This window comes from Tardiphaga sp. OK246 (assembly GCF_900188215.1).
GTDB lineage: Bacteria > Pseudomonadota > Alphaproteobacteria > Rhizobiales > Xanthobacteraceae > Tardiphaga > Tardiphaga robiniae.
In genome coordinates this window covers 617,652-630,447 of record NZ_FZOX01000002.1, presented here as the reverse complement: position 1 = coordinate 630,447, position 12,796 = coordinate 617,652, and the positions used below count along the sequence as shown (strand labels likewise).

14 protein-coding genes are annotated in these 12,796 nt (G+C 58.3%); 11 read left to right on the top strand and 3 right to left on the bottom strand.

Annotation, left to right across the window (positions count from 1 at the left end; genetic code table 11):
• Positions 1–130 precede the first annotated feature (130 nt).
• The 6 genes from CHC01_RS10270 (at position 131) to CHC01_RS10240 (ending at position 6,895) form a co-directional block, all read left to right on the top strand.
• The gene (locus CHC01_RS10270; protein ID WP_089264193.1) at positions 131–652 is read left to right on the top strand and encodes a GNAT family N-acetyltransferase; all 522 of its coding nucleotides are present in this window, start codon (positions 131–133) and stop codon (positions 650–652) included.
• A gap of 249 nt (positions 653–901) precedes the next feature.
• Entirely contained in the window at positions 902–2,002 is a 1,101-nt protein-coding gene (cax, locus tag CHC01_RS10265; RefSeq protein WP_089264192.1) for a calcium/proton exchanger, read from the top strand.
• A 234-nt stretch (positions 2,003–2,236) separates the two neighbouring features.
• A complete protein-coding gene (locus CHC01_RS10260) occupies positions 2,237–3,091 on the top strand; it encodes a metal-dependent phosphohydrolase (RefSeq protein WP_089264191.1) in 855 nt (284 codons plus the stop codon).
• A 929-nt stretch (positions 3,092–4,020) separates the two neighbouring features.
• Positions 4,021–4,749 (top strand): nucleotidyltransferase-like protein, encoded by a 729-nt coding sequence (locus tag CHC01_RS10255; protein WP_141137074.1) that lies wholly within the window; start codon positions 4,021–4,023, stop codon positions 4,747–4,749.
• A gap of 53 nt (positions 4,750–4,802) precedes the next feature.
• Positions 4,803–5,426 carry a Cap15 family cyclic dinucleotide receptor domain-containing protein gene (locus CHC01_RS10250; protein WP_141137073.1) on the top strand — a complete coding sequence of 208 codons (624 nt, stop codon included), beginning with the start codon at positions 4,803–4,805 and terminating at the stop codon, positions 5,424–5,426.
• A 914-nt stretch (positions 5,427–6,340) separates the two neighbouring features.
• Positions 6,341–6,895, top strand: coding sequence for a hypothetical protein (locus CHC01_RS10240; protein ID WP_089264187.1), 555 nt, complete (start codon positions 6,341–6,343; stop codon positions 6,893–6,895).
• A 125-nt stretch (positions 6,896–7,020) separates the two neighbouring features.
• Here CHC01_RS10240 and CHC01_RS10235 read toward each other — a convergent pair whose 3' ends face one another.
• Positions 7,021–8,352 carry a site-specific integrase gene (locus tag CHC01_RS10235; RefSeq protein ID WP_089264186.1) on the bottom strand — a complete coding sequence of 444 codons (1,332 nt, stop codon included), beginning with the start codon at positions 8,350–8,352 and terminating at the stop codon, positions 7,021–7,023.
• A 278-nt stretch (positions 8,353–8,630) separates the two neighbouring features.
• Here CHC01_RS10235 and CHC01_RS10230 point away from each other — a divergent pair, with 278 nt between their 5' ends.
• Both CHC01_RS10230 and CHC01_RS10225 read left to right on the top strand, forming a co-directional pair.
• Positions 8,631–9,182, top strand: a complete 552-nt coding sequence (locus tag CHC01_RS10230; protein ID WP_244558292.1) for a hypothetical protein — start codon at positions 8,631–8,633, stop codon at positions 9,180–9,182.
• 135 nt (positions 9,183–9,317) lie between these two features.
• Positions 9,318–9,554: a hypothetical protein gene (locus CHC01_RS10225; protein ID WP_089264185.1), complete on the top strand. Its 237-nt coding sequence runs from the start codon at positions 9,318–9,320 to the stop codon at positions 9,552–9,554.
• A 21-nt stretch (positions 9,555–9,575) separates the two neighbouring features.
• On the opposite strand, the gene CHC01_RS10220 is transcribed toward CHC01_RS10225, so the two are convergent.
• Positions 9,576–10,169 (bottom strand): DedA family protein, encoded by a 594-nt coding sequence (locus CHC01_RS10220; RefSeq protein WP_089264184.1) that lies wholly within the window; start codon positions 10,167–10,169, stop codon positions 9,576–9,578.
• A 192-nt stretch (positions 10,170–10,361) separates the two neighbouring features.
• Here CHC01_RS10220 and CHC01_RS10215 point away from each other — a divergent pair, with 192 nt between their 5' ends.
• Entirely contained in the window at positions 10,362–10,652 is a 291-nt protein-coding gene (locus tag CHC01_RS10215; protein WP_175368942.1) for a hypothetical protein, read from the top strand.
• A 3-nt stretch (positions 10,653–10,655) separates the two neighbouring features.
• Here the strand turns inward: CHC01_RS10215 and CHC01_RS10210 are convergent, their stop codons facing one another.
• Positions 10,656–10,916, bottom strand: coding sequence for a hypothetical protein (locus CHC01_RS10210; protein WP_068736902.1), 261 nt, complete (start codon positions 10,914–10,916; stop codon positions 10,656–10,658).
• Positions 10,917–11,072: 156 nt separating this feature from the next.
• Here CHC01_RS10210 and CHC01_RS10205 point away from each other — a divergent pair, with 156 nt between their 5' ends.
• Positions 11,073–12,098: a PrsW family glutamic-type intramembrane protease gene (locus tag CHC01_RS10205; protein ID WP_089264183.1), complete on the top strand. Its 1,026-nt coding sequence runs from the start codon at positions 11,073–11,075 to the stop codon at positions 12,096–12,098.
• A 122-nt stretch (positions 12,099–12,220) separates the two neighbouring features.
• The gene (locus tag CHC01_RS10200; protein ID WP_089264182.1) at positions 12,221–12,796 is read left to right on the top strand and encodes an HdeD family acid-resistance protein; all 576 of its coding nucleotides are present in this window, start codon (positions 12,221–12,223) and stop codon (positions 12,794–12,796) included.

The window sequence follows — 12,796 nt, the reverse complement described above, 5'->3', positions numbered from 1 at the left end:
TGTGCAGGTCGTGCGAGCGTTGCCGTTGCACTCGCCCGCGGTCTTGATCCAGATCAAGCACCCGTCCGTCGACCGCAGTTTGCTTGGCACTGGTCCGAACTAGTATACCCGACCAGCCAGCGGAGTTCCCATGTCCGATGCCGCCACCTACGCCGCGCAAGAGCAGTTACGCGATGGCCGCCCGGTGAATATCCTGGCGCTTCGCCCCGAAGACGAGCCCGACATGCTCGCCGCGCTGGCGCAGGCCAGCGTGCAGTCGCTGCAGCGGCGCTTTTTCGTCATGAAGCGCCATTTCTCAGACAAGGAGCGCGCTTTCTTCATGGACGTCGACTTTGAGAACCATGTCGCACTGATCGCGCGGGTCGAGGAAACCGGCCACAATATCCTGATCGGCGGTTGCCGATATATCGTCTCGGAGCCAGATCGGGCCGAAATGGCGTTTATGGTCGTCGATGGCTGGCAAGGGCGCGGAGTGGGTTCGATCCTCATGCGCCACCTCATCATTCTCGGGCGCGATGCCGGGCTAAAAGAATTGACCGCAGAAGTTCTGCCCGAGAACACTGCGATGCGAAAGATTTTCACCAGGTTCGGCTTCAAGGCAGCCCCGCGGAAAGATCCCCAGATCGTCAGCTTGATGCTCACCCTCACTTAAGATCCAAGGTCGGCAAATCCTAACGCATCTAGATACTGATGATGTGCATAGCCCTCGCGCCGTCAGAAGAAATCTGGCCCTCCCGACGGCTTCTGACGCAACGCCGGCATTGTGTAGGGGTGTGGTGAAGAGCGGTCGAAGTGCGTCCGCGTTCTTCCAACTTCGAGGTCTTGTTGAGCTAGATCAATACCGGTCCGGCGATGGGATCGGAGTTTCCGCCGTCGCATTCGATATGGAGACGGCGCCGCCATGAAACCCCTGCTCAAGCAAATTCAGCACACACCGCTGCTTTGGATGTTGATCTTCGTGCCTGCCGTACTGGTCGCGGAAGCAATAGCGCCGCATTCCCATACGCTGCTGTTCATGCTTTCGGTTCTCGCCATCGTGCCGCTGGCCGCCCTGCTCAGCCACGCGACCGAAGCGGTTGCCGCCAAGACGGGTGATGCCGTCGGCGGATTGCTCAACGCGACGCTGGGAAACTTAACGGAGCTGATCATTGCGATCACCGCGCTACGTGCCGGCCAGTACATGCTGGTGAAGGCGTCAATTGCTGGTGCGATTGTCACCAATACCCTCTTCATGCTCGGTGCCTGTCTGCTCCTCGGCGGCCTGCGTTACCATGTCCAAGAATATAATCGCTCCGGCGCGCGGCTCTACTCCGGTCTCCTACTCATGGCGACCGTTGCCCTGCTTGCCCCATCCGCAGTCGCCGACCTGGATCTTGTGCAGGGTGAGACCGTCATGCAGAAGCTCAGCATTGGCCTGGCCATCCTGCTCATCATTGCTTACGCACTCGGCCTGCTATTCTCGCTGAAGACCCACAAGGAATTGTTCGCAGGCGCCGCGCATAGCGAAGGCGAGGAACATTGGCCAATTGCCCTTGCGGTGGGCACACTGCTTGTTGTCACTGTGCTGGTTGCACTTGTAAGTGAGATTTTCGTCGAGTCAGTGCAGAAGGCCGCAGCAACATTTGGAATGAGTCCGGCCTTCGTTGGCTTTATCATTGTCTCAATGGTCGGGGCCGCCGCCGAGTTTGCCGTAGCCTTTTCTGCGGCACGCAAGGACCGCCTCGACATGAGCGTTAGCATCGCGCTTGGCAGCGCCTCCCAGATTGCGCTCTTCGTCGCCCCCGCCCTGGTGCTACTCAGCTATGTCGTCGGACCAATGCCGATGAGCCTGCAATTCTGGCCCGGCGCCGTCACCATGGTCATGATTGCGACCGTGACAGCGAGCTTCATTACGAGCAGCGGCCGCTCGGCCTGGTTCGTCGGCGCCCTGCTCATCTTCATTTATGCAGTTTTTGCACTGACGCTGTATGTAGTCCCACCGACGGGCCAAGGGGTGAGGTGAAGTACGCGCTCGGTGGGACAGCGTGCCGCTAGCGCTCAGGTCTATTTGGCATCGAACGCTTCGGGATTCTGGCTTTCAGAGCATTGATTCAAATCAACTCTTAGGGGACTCTCACTAGCAGCATCCGTTGAAATCCGCAGGCACTCAGGGCTTTGACGATGCTGAAGGTGAAGGATACCGCTGAGGACCCGGCGATCATGGTGCAACAACAACGAGGCAAGATAGGGAGCCGAGATGATCACAATTCCTCAACTGACGGCGCAAGCCCTTGGCTCTTTTCTCGCGCGGGAAACCGAAGACCGCTTCCGCTCCTCGCATTCCGATCTGACGAAATTGCTGCCCTTTGCAGCTAGGCTGGCTTTGGAGTGCATCGGGAATAGTGACGCACTCTATCACAATATCGAACATACCATGTTGGTTACGCTGGTCGGGAACGACATCCTGGCTGGGCGTGCCCTGCAACGTACCACCACCGCAACCGACTATGCGAACTTTATTATGGCCTGCCTAACCCATGACATTGGATATGTGCGGGGCATTATCCAAGGCGATGAAGACGGCGCTTATGTTGCGGACCTTACTGGGCGCAAAATTGCATTGCCGGTTGGATCCTCCGATGCCGCGCTCGCACCCTACCATGTCGACCGCTCAAAGCTCTTTGTGATTGAGCGGCTCCATGCCGTGGAGGAAGTCGACGCCGCCCGGATTGCCCGGGCCATCGAATACACGCGCTTTCCCTACATCGATGCAACAAACGGAGGAGGTGATGACCTCGATGAGGAAGAAGGATTGCTGTTGCGTGCTGCGGATCTGATTGGCCAGCTCGGCGATCCCAATTACATCAGGAAATCAAATGCTCTGTTCCATGAGTTCGAGGAGATCGGACTGAACAAGGCACTCGGCTATGCAACGCCAGCTGACATCGTCTATAAATTTCCTCAGTTCTACTGGACTAACGTTGCACCGCAGATCCAGCTTGCGATCCGGTATCTCAATGTTACCTCTAGCGGCCGGCAGTGGATCGCCAGCCTGCACAGCAATGTTTTTCGGGCTGAGCGTGAGGTGAACCTATCGGGGCCGCAGAGATAAACACTGACGTGCTCCCCTAGCCCGCATCAGGAAGCTCATCATCGCCGATGATTCAGAGCATTGCGCCTCCATTGAGCACGGCTTTCGCGACGGATCTCCTCAGTGGAGAACAGAACCCCATCTCTAAATCGGGGGCGTTTCAGGGAGCAGGTCATGATCTTGACGGTCAACGCTCCTGACCAAAGAACAAGACCTTTCTGACCGATTGGAATTTCGGAAAAGCGGGACGGCTCGATTAGTATTCACCCTCCGCCCCCTCGGGGCCCTTTGGCGCGTCTGCTGACAACGCTCGGCACCACCTGGGCCCAGCCGTCAGGGTTTGGCGGTCGGCATTGCCTTGACCCGTTGGCGCCATCGAGCAGCCTGGGCGAACGCGGTCCCATCGGGACAGTGCAAATAGCGCGGCCTAAATTAGGACCGCTGGCTTGTCGACCAATGGGGTGTGCGCACATGCACACCCCATTGCTCTTTCCTTAACGCCGTGCCCCTCGCTACGTCACCGTAACGGGCTGGAGGGATAACCCTCGATGGGTAGCCAATGGATAGGTGACAACTCGCGCTTTGGGCAAAAGTCTCATTGCTCTCGCGCTCTGGTTGCGATTGGATGATCGCAGGACTGCGGAGGCGATCCATGAGAATGCGAACTTTTACGGCGCTGCCATTGTGGCTTTTGCTGGCATAAACCAATGACAGACAGCCGCAGTCTAATCGAAGCCGCGATGACGGCCGCACGAACGCGAGCCTCTTGGAACAGCTGGCTTGAGACAGCAGAGAGGCCTGCGAGCGATCACGAGGAGGCGAAGATCCTAAGAGCGGCCTCATTAGCATCCGACATAGTCAATAAGAATGCATGGCTTCAGGTACAGGGCGCCGTCGTTTGTCCCCAGGGGAGCTACTATAACAACACTAATGTTAGGCTGGAAGCTGATATGGACCTTCGCGTCCAAGTACCTCAAGTTCAGATCGAATACATGAACGGCCTTGATCAAGCGCGGACTTCGCATCTTGCGACATACTCCACGAATAGTCTGAGTTACGCCGCCATCAACGCTTTGGTGCGTTCAAATCTTGAGCACGACCTCGTCGATAAGTTTGGACGCAAGAACGTCGATGCAACGGGAGAAAAGGCGATCAAGGTACACGGCCTTGATGGAAGTCGAGCGGATTGCGACCTGGTGCCAACGTTCGAGCTGAACGTGTTTATGAATGACGGCTTGGGCGCCCAGATGATTGAAGGCGTCGCGATCCTAGGTCGCACCGGTGACTGGACTTATAATTTTCCAGATCAGCATCACGACAATGGGATAACGAAGCGTTCGAGAACATCGCACCGCTTTAAGCGGAATGTTCGGATGCTAAAGCGGCTGAACTACGAGCTCTTAAGCCGCGGTGACATTGCACGGCGCATTCCATCGTTCTACGCCGAATGTCTGGTGTACGGCGTTGAAGACGACTTTTTCTTGATAGAACGAGATGATCGATACGACAGGCTTTTGCGCATTCTGAAACGTTTGGCGGAGCAGCTTGCGGACGCGAACTGGTGTCACATGGCCACTGAAGTGAACGCAATTAAGTTCCTTTTTCGAAACAACTCTGCATGGACTCCCACCGAGGCAGCTGCCTTTGTACGGGCTTCAATCAACAGATTGACTTCTTAATGTGGGCCCTCCTAACGCGAAAGACACAAGTTACGATAATAGTTATCCTCGCCATGGCGCTCATTGTTTCAGCTCAGGGCGTCGGAGAAATTGTTAGCGGGACTATCGTCTCTCCCTTCAAATTACTCACCGCAATAGTCTTTGTGATCGGAACGATAGTACTTTGGGCATTCAATAAGTCATGGCGATGGTTCTGGAAGAGATTTCCAGCACTAGAAAGCATGTTTTTTCCTGACCTCAACGGGACATGGACCGGCACCCTACAAACAACTTGGAAGAATCCCGTAACTGGGGAGATCCCCGGCCCGATCGAAACAACAGTTTGGATCAACCAAGACTTGTTAACGGTCACGGTCAAACAGCAAACGAAAGAGTCCCCATCGCACTCAACGAGAATGTTTCTGTCCGCAGAAAGAGATTCAGATAAGTATCGCCTTTGGTTCTCTTACGACAATCGGCCTCATGCGAACGTGTCGAATGTCTCACCGGATCACGAAGGCGTATGCTGGCTTGAAATGAACCTACGATTGGACCGAAATCATCTCAAAGGACAGTACTACACTTCCCGAAGCACGAGCGGAAATATTCAGCTGAAGCGGTTTTACTCGGAGGTAAAGAACGTGCCGGGGCGGCAACATTGGACTGGCGGCGGCGAAGTCAATAACTTCCGTGAATAATAGTCAGCATCCAATTAGCTGCCATGTCGAAAAGCGACGTTGGGATCGACGAGTCTCAACTGGAAGCTGGAATGCAATGGACACCACGCGGTTTTGATCCGAACGCGCACGGCGGTTTTCAGAGACAAGTCACGTCGTAAATAAAGCTATTTTGCCCTAACTTGGAGAGTGCCTTGACGAACAAACCGCCACCGCCGCCACCGCCGCCGCCCGCTACTATTCAAAAAGGCAGCGTTCCGCGTCCGCCACCGCCACCGCCACCAAAGCCGAACAAAATCAGCTAACCTAAGTTCGGGACCAATACACCACCCAAATTGTGGCGGCGCCGACAAATGGTGCCGCCATGCCGCATATGTATGCCTTACTCAAACGCACTGACGCTCTGTTACTGCGTGCTTCGTTGTGAGCTGTCATCGCCTTCGATTGATCGACGTACGCAACGGCCGTTGAACGAAGGTCTACGTCGTGCTCAGTGGCCCAGTTCCAGAAATCCGGTCGCCTACCCGGCAAATAGATAGGGGTCGTCCATATCACGCTAAAAGCGCACAGGCATCCCGCGAAGAAAGAGGCTGATGTTCCACCGATCATGCAACCTACATAAAGGGAGAGCTTGTCGGTCTGATTAAGTGCGACCGCTGCGGTAGCTAGGGCTACGATTACCGGCGCGTAGACCGACATGACTCTGAGCGCCCGGTCATCATGGAAAAGAATTAACTTAACAAGTTGCTCTTCATATCTCGCGGCATCTTGGATTGCTTGTTTCGCGACTTCATCGGAAGTGGCGCATAACGATGCTGTACCTCCAATCGGCGAATCATCAATTGGCGTTCCTGGCATAATATTCCTCGCGCAACTAAAGCGCCGCGGATCGATGGTTGCAATAGACTTAGTTTGATTATCGCGGAGCTGGAGACATGATGAGCGATCACCCTATCGATCGATTTGAGAGCGCATCTTTCCAAGCCTTTCCTCGCGACCTGATGGGTAGCGAGATGGCGCACGTCTTGTCCAAGATCACGATGAATTGGGGACGCGTTGAACACGCGCTCTACATGTCGATGAGAAAAATCGACCCAAAGCAGGCGCCCACGTGGACCGCTCTGTTTTTCGCGCGCCCTATGCTGGAGGATCAGAAGAAAAAAGTTCGCTCGGCACTTGCGTCCGTAGTTGGATCATCCAGCTCCGATTTGCTCAAACATCTCGACCACGCATTCAACGATCTCAAGAGCCTGCAAGACCGTCGAAATCCACTATGCCACGGACTTTGGCTCACGACTACGACGCAAAATACATTTGAGGTTCAGCCGCTTCGATACGATAACGGATCGGCTACGTTCGAACCGTCTTTGATGGTGAATCTTCCCTTCCTATGCCAAGTCTTCGAAGATATGGAGCGTTTCATTAATCTCATGTATTCGATTTGTGCCGGTTCGATGGCTCGCCAGCAGCTTAATAAGTGGGGAATATAAGCGCCCTGCGGAGCACTGGCGTTCCTTCGCAGGGTCGGAGAGACCGTCAATCACATATTCGCGGACGCGCTTAGCGTTCGCGCCCCAAGCTGTTTCGTCTTCGAATTAGCCCGAGAGCTTTTATGTCAGCCGGCATTCTTCAAGGGGGCGCTCGCTTCGGCGGGCGCAAGCGCGGTCATCAGCAGATACTTGAGCTTGAGAGTTAGGCCGTGTCCATCGCCATATTGCGGCTTTCCGCTGGAATGCCCCATCAGTTCGTCCGTCAGTTCGTCCGGGCACTCTAGCGCTCGCAGCCGATCCTTGAAGCTGTGGCGAAATGAATAGACCGAATGCCGCGGCGACGGCTTCATGCCATGTTTTTTCATGTGCTTATTGACCGCCGCCGAAAAACTGTCCTCGTTGTCAAAGTAGCGCGCAAATCCTTTGGGGAACCGCCGCATCGCTTCGAGAGCAATGCCGACCAGCGGAATGTCGCGCTCCGAGGATTCCGTCTTCAGCACGCGGCCGTCGGGTACCACCCGAATGAAGGGAATATTGGAATCGAGCACGATATTCCCCGGCAGCAGGTTCAACACCTCGCAGGGCCGCGCGCCGGTGTTTATCAGGATGTGCACTGCGGCCGTTGCCTGGTCGTTCAAAGCGTCGAAGCCGCCCGGCCTGAGGATCGTGTCAACGATAAAAGCTGTCTCGAACGGCTTGCGTTGCCCGCGCTCACCGCCGGAGAGACGCAGGCCGGCGAATAGACTCTCTTTGTCCAGGTGATGCCGCTGGCTGACGGTTCGAACCATGCGCTGAATATGAGTGATGTTTTTGTTTGCGGTGCCGATGGCAACTTCACGCTTCACGGCGCGGGCCTGCCAGTGATCGCGATATTTGAGGGCATCATCGCGGCTCATCTCTTGCAGGGCCTTATCGGTCACCACCTCGATCAGGATCTCGATAGCGCGCTCTTTGCCGGCCTTCCATTTCTTGAGTTGCTTCGGTGAATAGTTCATCCGCTCGGTTGCCGTGGCCGCCTCGAATTCGGCGAACAGAGTTGAAAGCTTGATATGCGGCTCAGCGACACCACCGAGCACGGCCGCGCGCGTTACGGGATCATACAGCCGGTCGCCCTCGGCGAGGGTGTCGATGCGTCGCTTCAGGTCTGCCGGCGCTTCCAGCGCTACGGCCGCAGCCGGGCGGTATGAAAGGTCGAGGATGCGCGCCCGCCGAACCGCTTCGGCGTGGTCCGTGGCCGCTCTGCCAGCTTCACCGGCGGCGCATTTCTGCCAGTAGGCTTCGAGGTCCAGATTCATCCGATCGGCGATCAGGGAGGCGCGCTGTCCGTGCCTATCACGAGCAATGCGCACCTTCGTGGACAGCTTTACGATGCCTCGTTTGTCATAACTCGCGAACTCCTCCGGCACGCGGCGCACGAAGTGCCACGTTCCGTTTCGTTTAGTCAGATGCTCGCCCATCCCAGCCCCATGTTGGACGTTTTGTTGGACGTTTTTGTCGGCGAACACCCAAAAAATGTCAAATAATTCGCACTTTTCCTCGCTACTTCAAGATGTTATGCACAGCCCCGTTGGCACTGCTAGGGAGCGCCATTCGCGCACTGCCCTGGGTTAGGCCACGTTATTGCCACCCGAGCCTTATTTTCGTTGAACTTGGCCGCGAACCTCCCGAAATTCACGCGTTCTGGATGGTTTTGTCGCGGATTGGAACGATCACACGCCATAGGACTTCGAGCTTCATGGTCGAAATCATGCCGAGCGCTTCCCAGCACAATTACGCGTCCGAACCCAGTCACACCTGGCGCATTAGCCAGCAGCCGATCATGGTTGCGGCTGCGGCCCTGTTTCTGGTCGTGATCGGCATCGGCGGCATCTTCACGTGGCGCAGCTACAGCGGCGCAACGCCGGAGCCGGAGCGGCTCACCGCATCGCGCCTGCAACAGGCCCGTGTGGCGCAGGCGTCCGAACAGCTGATCGAAAAGACCAAGGGCATCGAGGCCACCCAGCAACAGTCCATCGACCAACTCCAGGTCGTGCAGGATCAGCTGCAGACTATGCAGCGTCTGATGACGGCGCAGCAGAACGAAGCGCGCAAGCTCAACGAACAGGTCGGCGCCCTCACCTCCACGCTCGACACTCTCCGGCAGTCTTTTGCCAGCACCTCGGCGACTGACGACAAGCCTGCCGCGCGAGAGCAGCCGCGCCGCTCACGATCCCGCTCCGCGGCGAGCAAGGGCCGTCAGAAGATGAAGATCGTTGTGCAGCGCAAGCGCCCCGGGGCACGCGGCTAAGCCATCCCGCGCGATTGCTCCCGAGCACACGTGAACTGCTTGTACTCTCCACAGCACCGCGCCTAGTCTGTCTGGCCGAACGCAATTTGCACTGCTCAAGGTGCGAGATCATGCGATACCGGCAGGGAGCGAGACATGAAGCATGACGGCGGCGATCACCTTCACGCGCACGACAGCGCGATGACCGAGAAATTCGGCAGCACCACACTGGCAACACTCCGCAAGATCTACGGCAAGTTCTTCGCAGCCGGGCACCCCGACACGCTCACCCTCAGTGAAGTGCTGCCGAAGCTCAACGACACGTCGCTCAGTCAGCTCCGCCGCGATCACGACACCGGACATCTCAAGAAGAAGATCTCGAAGGCGGCGTGATGCGACGCGTTGGCGCTGTGGCTAGAACGCCTTGCGCAGCAACATCACGGTCAGAACGATCACGACGACTGGCGCTCCAAATGTCACCGGCAGCAGCCACGGACTGTCGGCGTCGATGAGTGTGCCGGGAATGACGCCGATCAAGGCATGATCGACGATCCAGACCATTGCCGATACGATACTGGCGGTTTCGAACTTTAGACGCGGCATGCCGGCGATGCCTGCGACGCTGGTGACCAACGCACGCGCCGGCCCGATATGGTAGCCGACCATGATCGCCGCGATGCCATAGCGCTCGAATAGCCCACGCACCCGCGCCACCAGTTGCTGACGCGATTGGAGCATCCGCATCTCCAGCAGCCTCGGCCCACACCGTTTGCCGAGCTCATAGGACACGCTCATGCCGAGCACCGCGCCGCCGATGGCCCAGAGGACGAAAGTCCAGGACACCACGCCGGCGCCGATCAGCACCCCCGTCGCCGTCACGATGGCCGCGGCCGGAACGACGAAACTGGAGCCGACCAGACATCCGAAGAAGGCGATGACGAAACCGAGTGGTCCAGCCAAATCGGCTTGCGCCGCGATCAGCGCCGAGATTTTCTGAATAATGTCCATCAGGGTGGGATTCCGACCGGCACGCTGTGTTCAGGCTGTGTTTCGTCCATTACCAGCAATGAAACAAAACCGCGGTCGAAGAAACCGTTTCCTCGCCTCCGCGCAAACCGCCTGAAGCGAACGCCCTCTATCCCATCGCTCCAACCACGCGCCGATCGGCGCACGGATGGACACAAGATCGAGGGACACACGATGACATTCACCACCGCGAAGCTCGCCGCCGCCACCGTTCTTGCATTCGGCATGCTGACCACCGTCTGCCACGCCTACAGCGCCGAACAGGAACAGCTTTGCACGGGCGATGCGATGCGTCTCTGTAGTTCGGAGATCCCGGATGTCGATCGCGTCACGGCTTGCATGATCCGCAACAAGTCTCAGCTAAGCGATGGCTGCAAGTCGGTCTTTGCGCCTGCCTCGGCTTATCAGCCGGCATCGCTACGGACCACGAAGCCGGTCAATCTGGTGCCGGCCCGGATTCGCTGACACCTAGCGCCGGCGCGCCACGGCGACGCCCAGCAGAAAAGCAACCAGCAGCGACCCCAGCGGCGCTTCCCGCGCCACATTGGCCAGGATGCTCAAGGGCATGCCTGGCTTCTTGCCGGACTCGATGGCACCGCCGATGCGGTGCGCGGTCTCGGTCACCGCCTCTTTCACATCCGTGATCGTTTCTGTGATTGTCGACCTGGCCTCAGGCACGGGCTCGACGCCTTCGTAGATGTAGGGGGGTGTCTTTGCGTCGTCGGCCATGGTCATTTCCCGTGCAGTATGAGCTGTGTCAGCCCAATCGACCGAACACTGATTGGTTCCGGCCCTGGCCCGGGCCCGCCAGCTTCTCTTTTGTCGCAGGCGGCTCCCGCAAGAGTCACTCTTTCCGGTCTGCCCGGCCGTCTATAATTAAGTTCCATGAACCTGCTCGAATCGCTCCCCACCGTGATCGGTATCGCCGCCGTGGCACCAGCTTTGCTGTTGCTGTGGCTGGTGATTGCTGCCGATGAACGGCCGGGGCCGCCCGGGTTGGTCTGGGCGTCATTCCTGCTGGGGGCCGCCAGCATCTCCCTGCTCGGCTATGCCCGCGCGCTGTTCGCGGCAATTCCGGGTCTTACGGACAACCCGACCCTGGCCATGGTGCTCCACGCTGTGTTTGGCGTCGCCGCGCCGGAGGAGATCGTGAAGATCTTCGTCATCATCGCGGTGTCCACCCAGCGCGCCCGGACGGCCGATCCAATGGACACGGTGGTTTATGGCGCCGCCGCCGGCCTCGGCTTCGCCGCTTACGAGAATCTCGTCTATCTCCTGCAATATCCCGAGATGTGGCGGACGCTCGCGGTGCTGCGCAGCGTACTGACCGTACCATTTCACGGCGCGCTCGGCGTCATCGCCGGCGCTTACATCGCCATCACCCGCTCCGGCCGCGCGCTCGGCGCCCATCGCCGCGATGGGTGGGCCTTCATTCGCACGCCCATGCTCATTGTTCTCGCGCCAGTGACGCTGCATGCCTGTTTCGATCTCCCTCTGCTGACGCTGCAGCGACATCCGGAGATCGTCGGCGTGATGCGCCGCGTGCTCGAGGCCGCTGGCGTGGTGATTGGCTTCGGCACCATTGCGCTGGCGGCGCGGCTGGTCAGGCGGATCGGCGCGCATCATGCGCCACATACCGAGGTGTCACGCGAGCGGCTCAGCCAGTTGCGCGGCATGTGGGCGCTGCTGGTCGCCGGCGGCGGCGCGGGCTTTGCCGGCACAGCCTTTTTGCTGACCTCGATTCATCACTGGTTTACGAACCCGGCGCGCAACGTCACCATGGTGCTGATCCCACTCGGTCTGGCATCCATCGCCATCGGCGCCGTGCTGTTGGTGCTGACGACGACAGCCTATATTTTCGGTCGCAACCGCATGCGCACGGCCGCGCCGGCCATGACCGTGCAGTCGTAACGTTCAAGACCTCGCACGACATTCGAGCTATTCCCGATCAACCAACTTGCACGCTTCCGCGTGTGAGCGGATAAATGCAAGCTACGGCCAGCATGCTGCCGGCCAGATCAGGACATGCCGCCATGACCATGCCGCCCAACCTCGCCGAGCTGCAATCGAAGATGAGCGACGCCGTGCGCGCGCATTGGAAGGCATTTCTAATCGAGGGCATCGTGCTGGTGATCCTCGGCTTCGCCGCGATGATCGTGCCGCAGGTGGCCAGCATCGCCGTCACCGTCATGCTGGGCTGGATGTTCTTCATCTCGGGCGTCGCCGCGCTGCTGATGACCTTCTGGGCGCGTCAGACGCCGGGCTTCATCTGGTCGCTGATTTCAGCAATCCTCGGCATCGGCGCCGGCATCATTCTGCTTACGCGCCCGGCCGAAAGCACGCTGACACTGACATTCGTGGTTGGCGTCTATTTCCTCGCCGAGGGCGTAGCGACCATCATGTACGCGCTCCAGCATCGCAAGGAGCTGTCCGAGCGCTGGAGCTGGATGGCCTTCTCCGGTCTGATGGATATCGTGATCGCCTTCATCATCATCTCGGGCCTGCCCGGCACGGCAGCCTGGGCCATCGGCTTGATGGTCGGTATCAATCTGGTGATCGGCGGCGCTTCGCTGATCGGCTTGGCGATGGCCGCCCGCAAGAAGGCCTGA

Coding starts and splice junctions, on each gene's coding strand:
- CHC01_RS10270 (WP_089264193.1), top strand. CDS start 131: ATGTCCGATGCCGCCACCTACGCCGCGCAAGAGCAGTTACGCGATGGC.
- cax (WP_089264192.1), top strand. CDS start 902: ATGAAACCCCTGCTCAAGCAAATTCAGCACACACCGCTGCTTTGGATG.
- CHC01_RS10260 (WP_089264191.1), top strand. CDS start 2,237: ATGATCACAATTCCTCAACTGACGGCGCAAGCCCTTGGCTCTTTTCTC.
- CHC01_RS10255 (WP_141137074.1), top strand. CDS start 4,021: ATGGACCTTCGCGTCCAAGTACCTCAAGTTCAGATCGAATACATGAAC.
- CHC01_RS10250 (WP_141137073.1), top strand. CDS start 4,803: ATGGCGCTCATTGTTTCAGCTCAGGGCGTCGGAGAAATTGTTAGCGGG.
- CHC01_RS10240 (WP_089264187.1), top strand. CDS start 6,341: ATGATGAGCGATCACCCTATCGATCGATTTGAGAGCGCATCTTTCCAA.
- CHC01_RS10235 (WP_089264186.1), bottom strand. CDS start 8,352: ATGGGCGAGCATCTGACTAAACGAAACGGAACGTGGCACTTCGTGCGC.
- CHC01_RS10230 (WP_244558292.1), top strand. CDS start 8,631: ATGGTCGAAATCATGCCGAGCGCTTCCCAGCACAATTACGCGTCCGAA.
- CHC01_RS10225 (WP_089264185.1), top strand. CDS start 9,318: ATGAAGCATGACGGCGGCGATCACCTTCACGCGCACGACAGCGCGATG.
- CHC01_RS10220 (WP_089264184.1), bottom strand. CDS start 10,169: ATGGACATTATTCAGAAAATCTCGGCGCTGATCGCGGCGCAAGCCGAT.
- CHC01_RS10215 (WP_175368942.1), top strand. CDS start 10,362: ATGACATTCACCACCGCGAAGCTCGCCGCCGCCACCGTTCTTGCATTC.
- CHC01_RS10210 (WP_068736902.1), bottom strand. CDS start 10,916: ATGGCCGACGACGCAAAGACACCCCCCTACATCTACGAAGGCGTCGAG.
- CHC01_RS10205 (WP_089264183.1), top strand. CDS start 11,073: ATGAACCTGCTCGAATCGCTCCCCACCGTGATCGGTATCGCCGCCGTG.
- CHC01_RS10200 (WP_089264182.1), top strand. CDS start 12,221: ATGACCATGCCGCCCAACCTCGCCGAGCTGCAATCGAAGATGAGCGAC.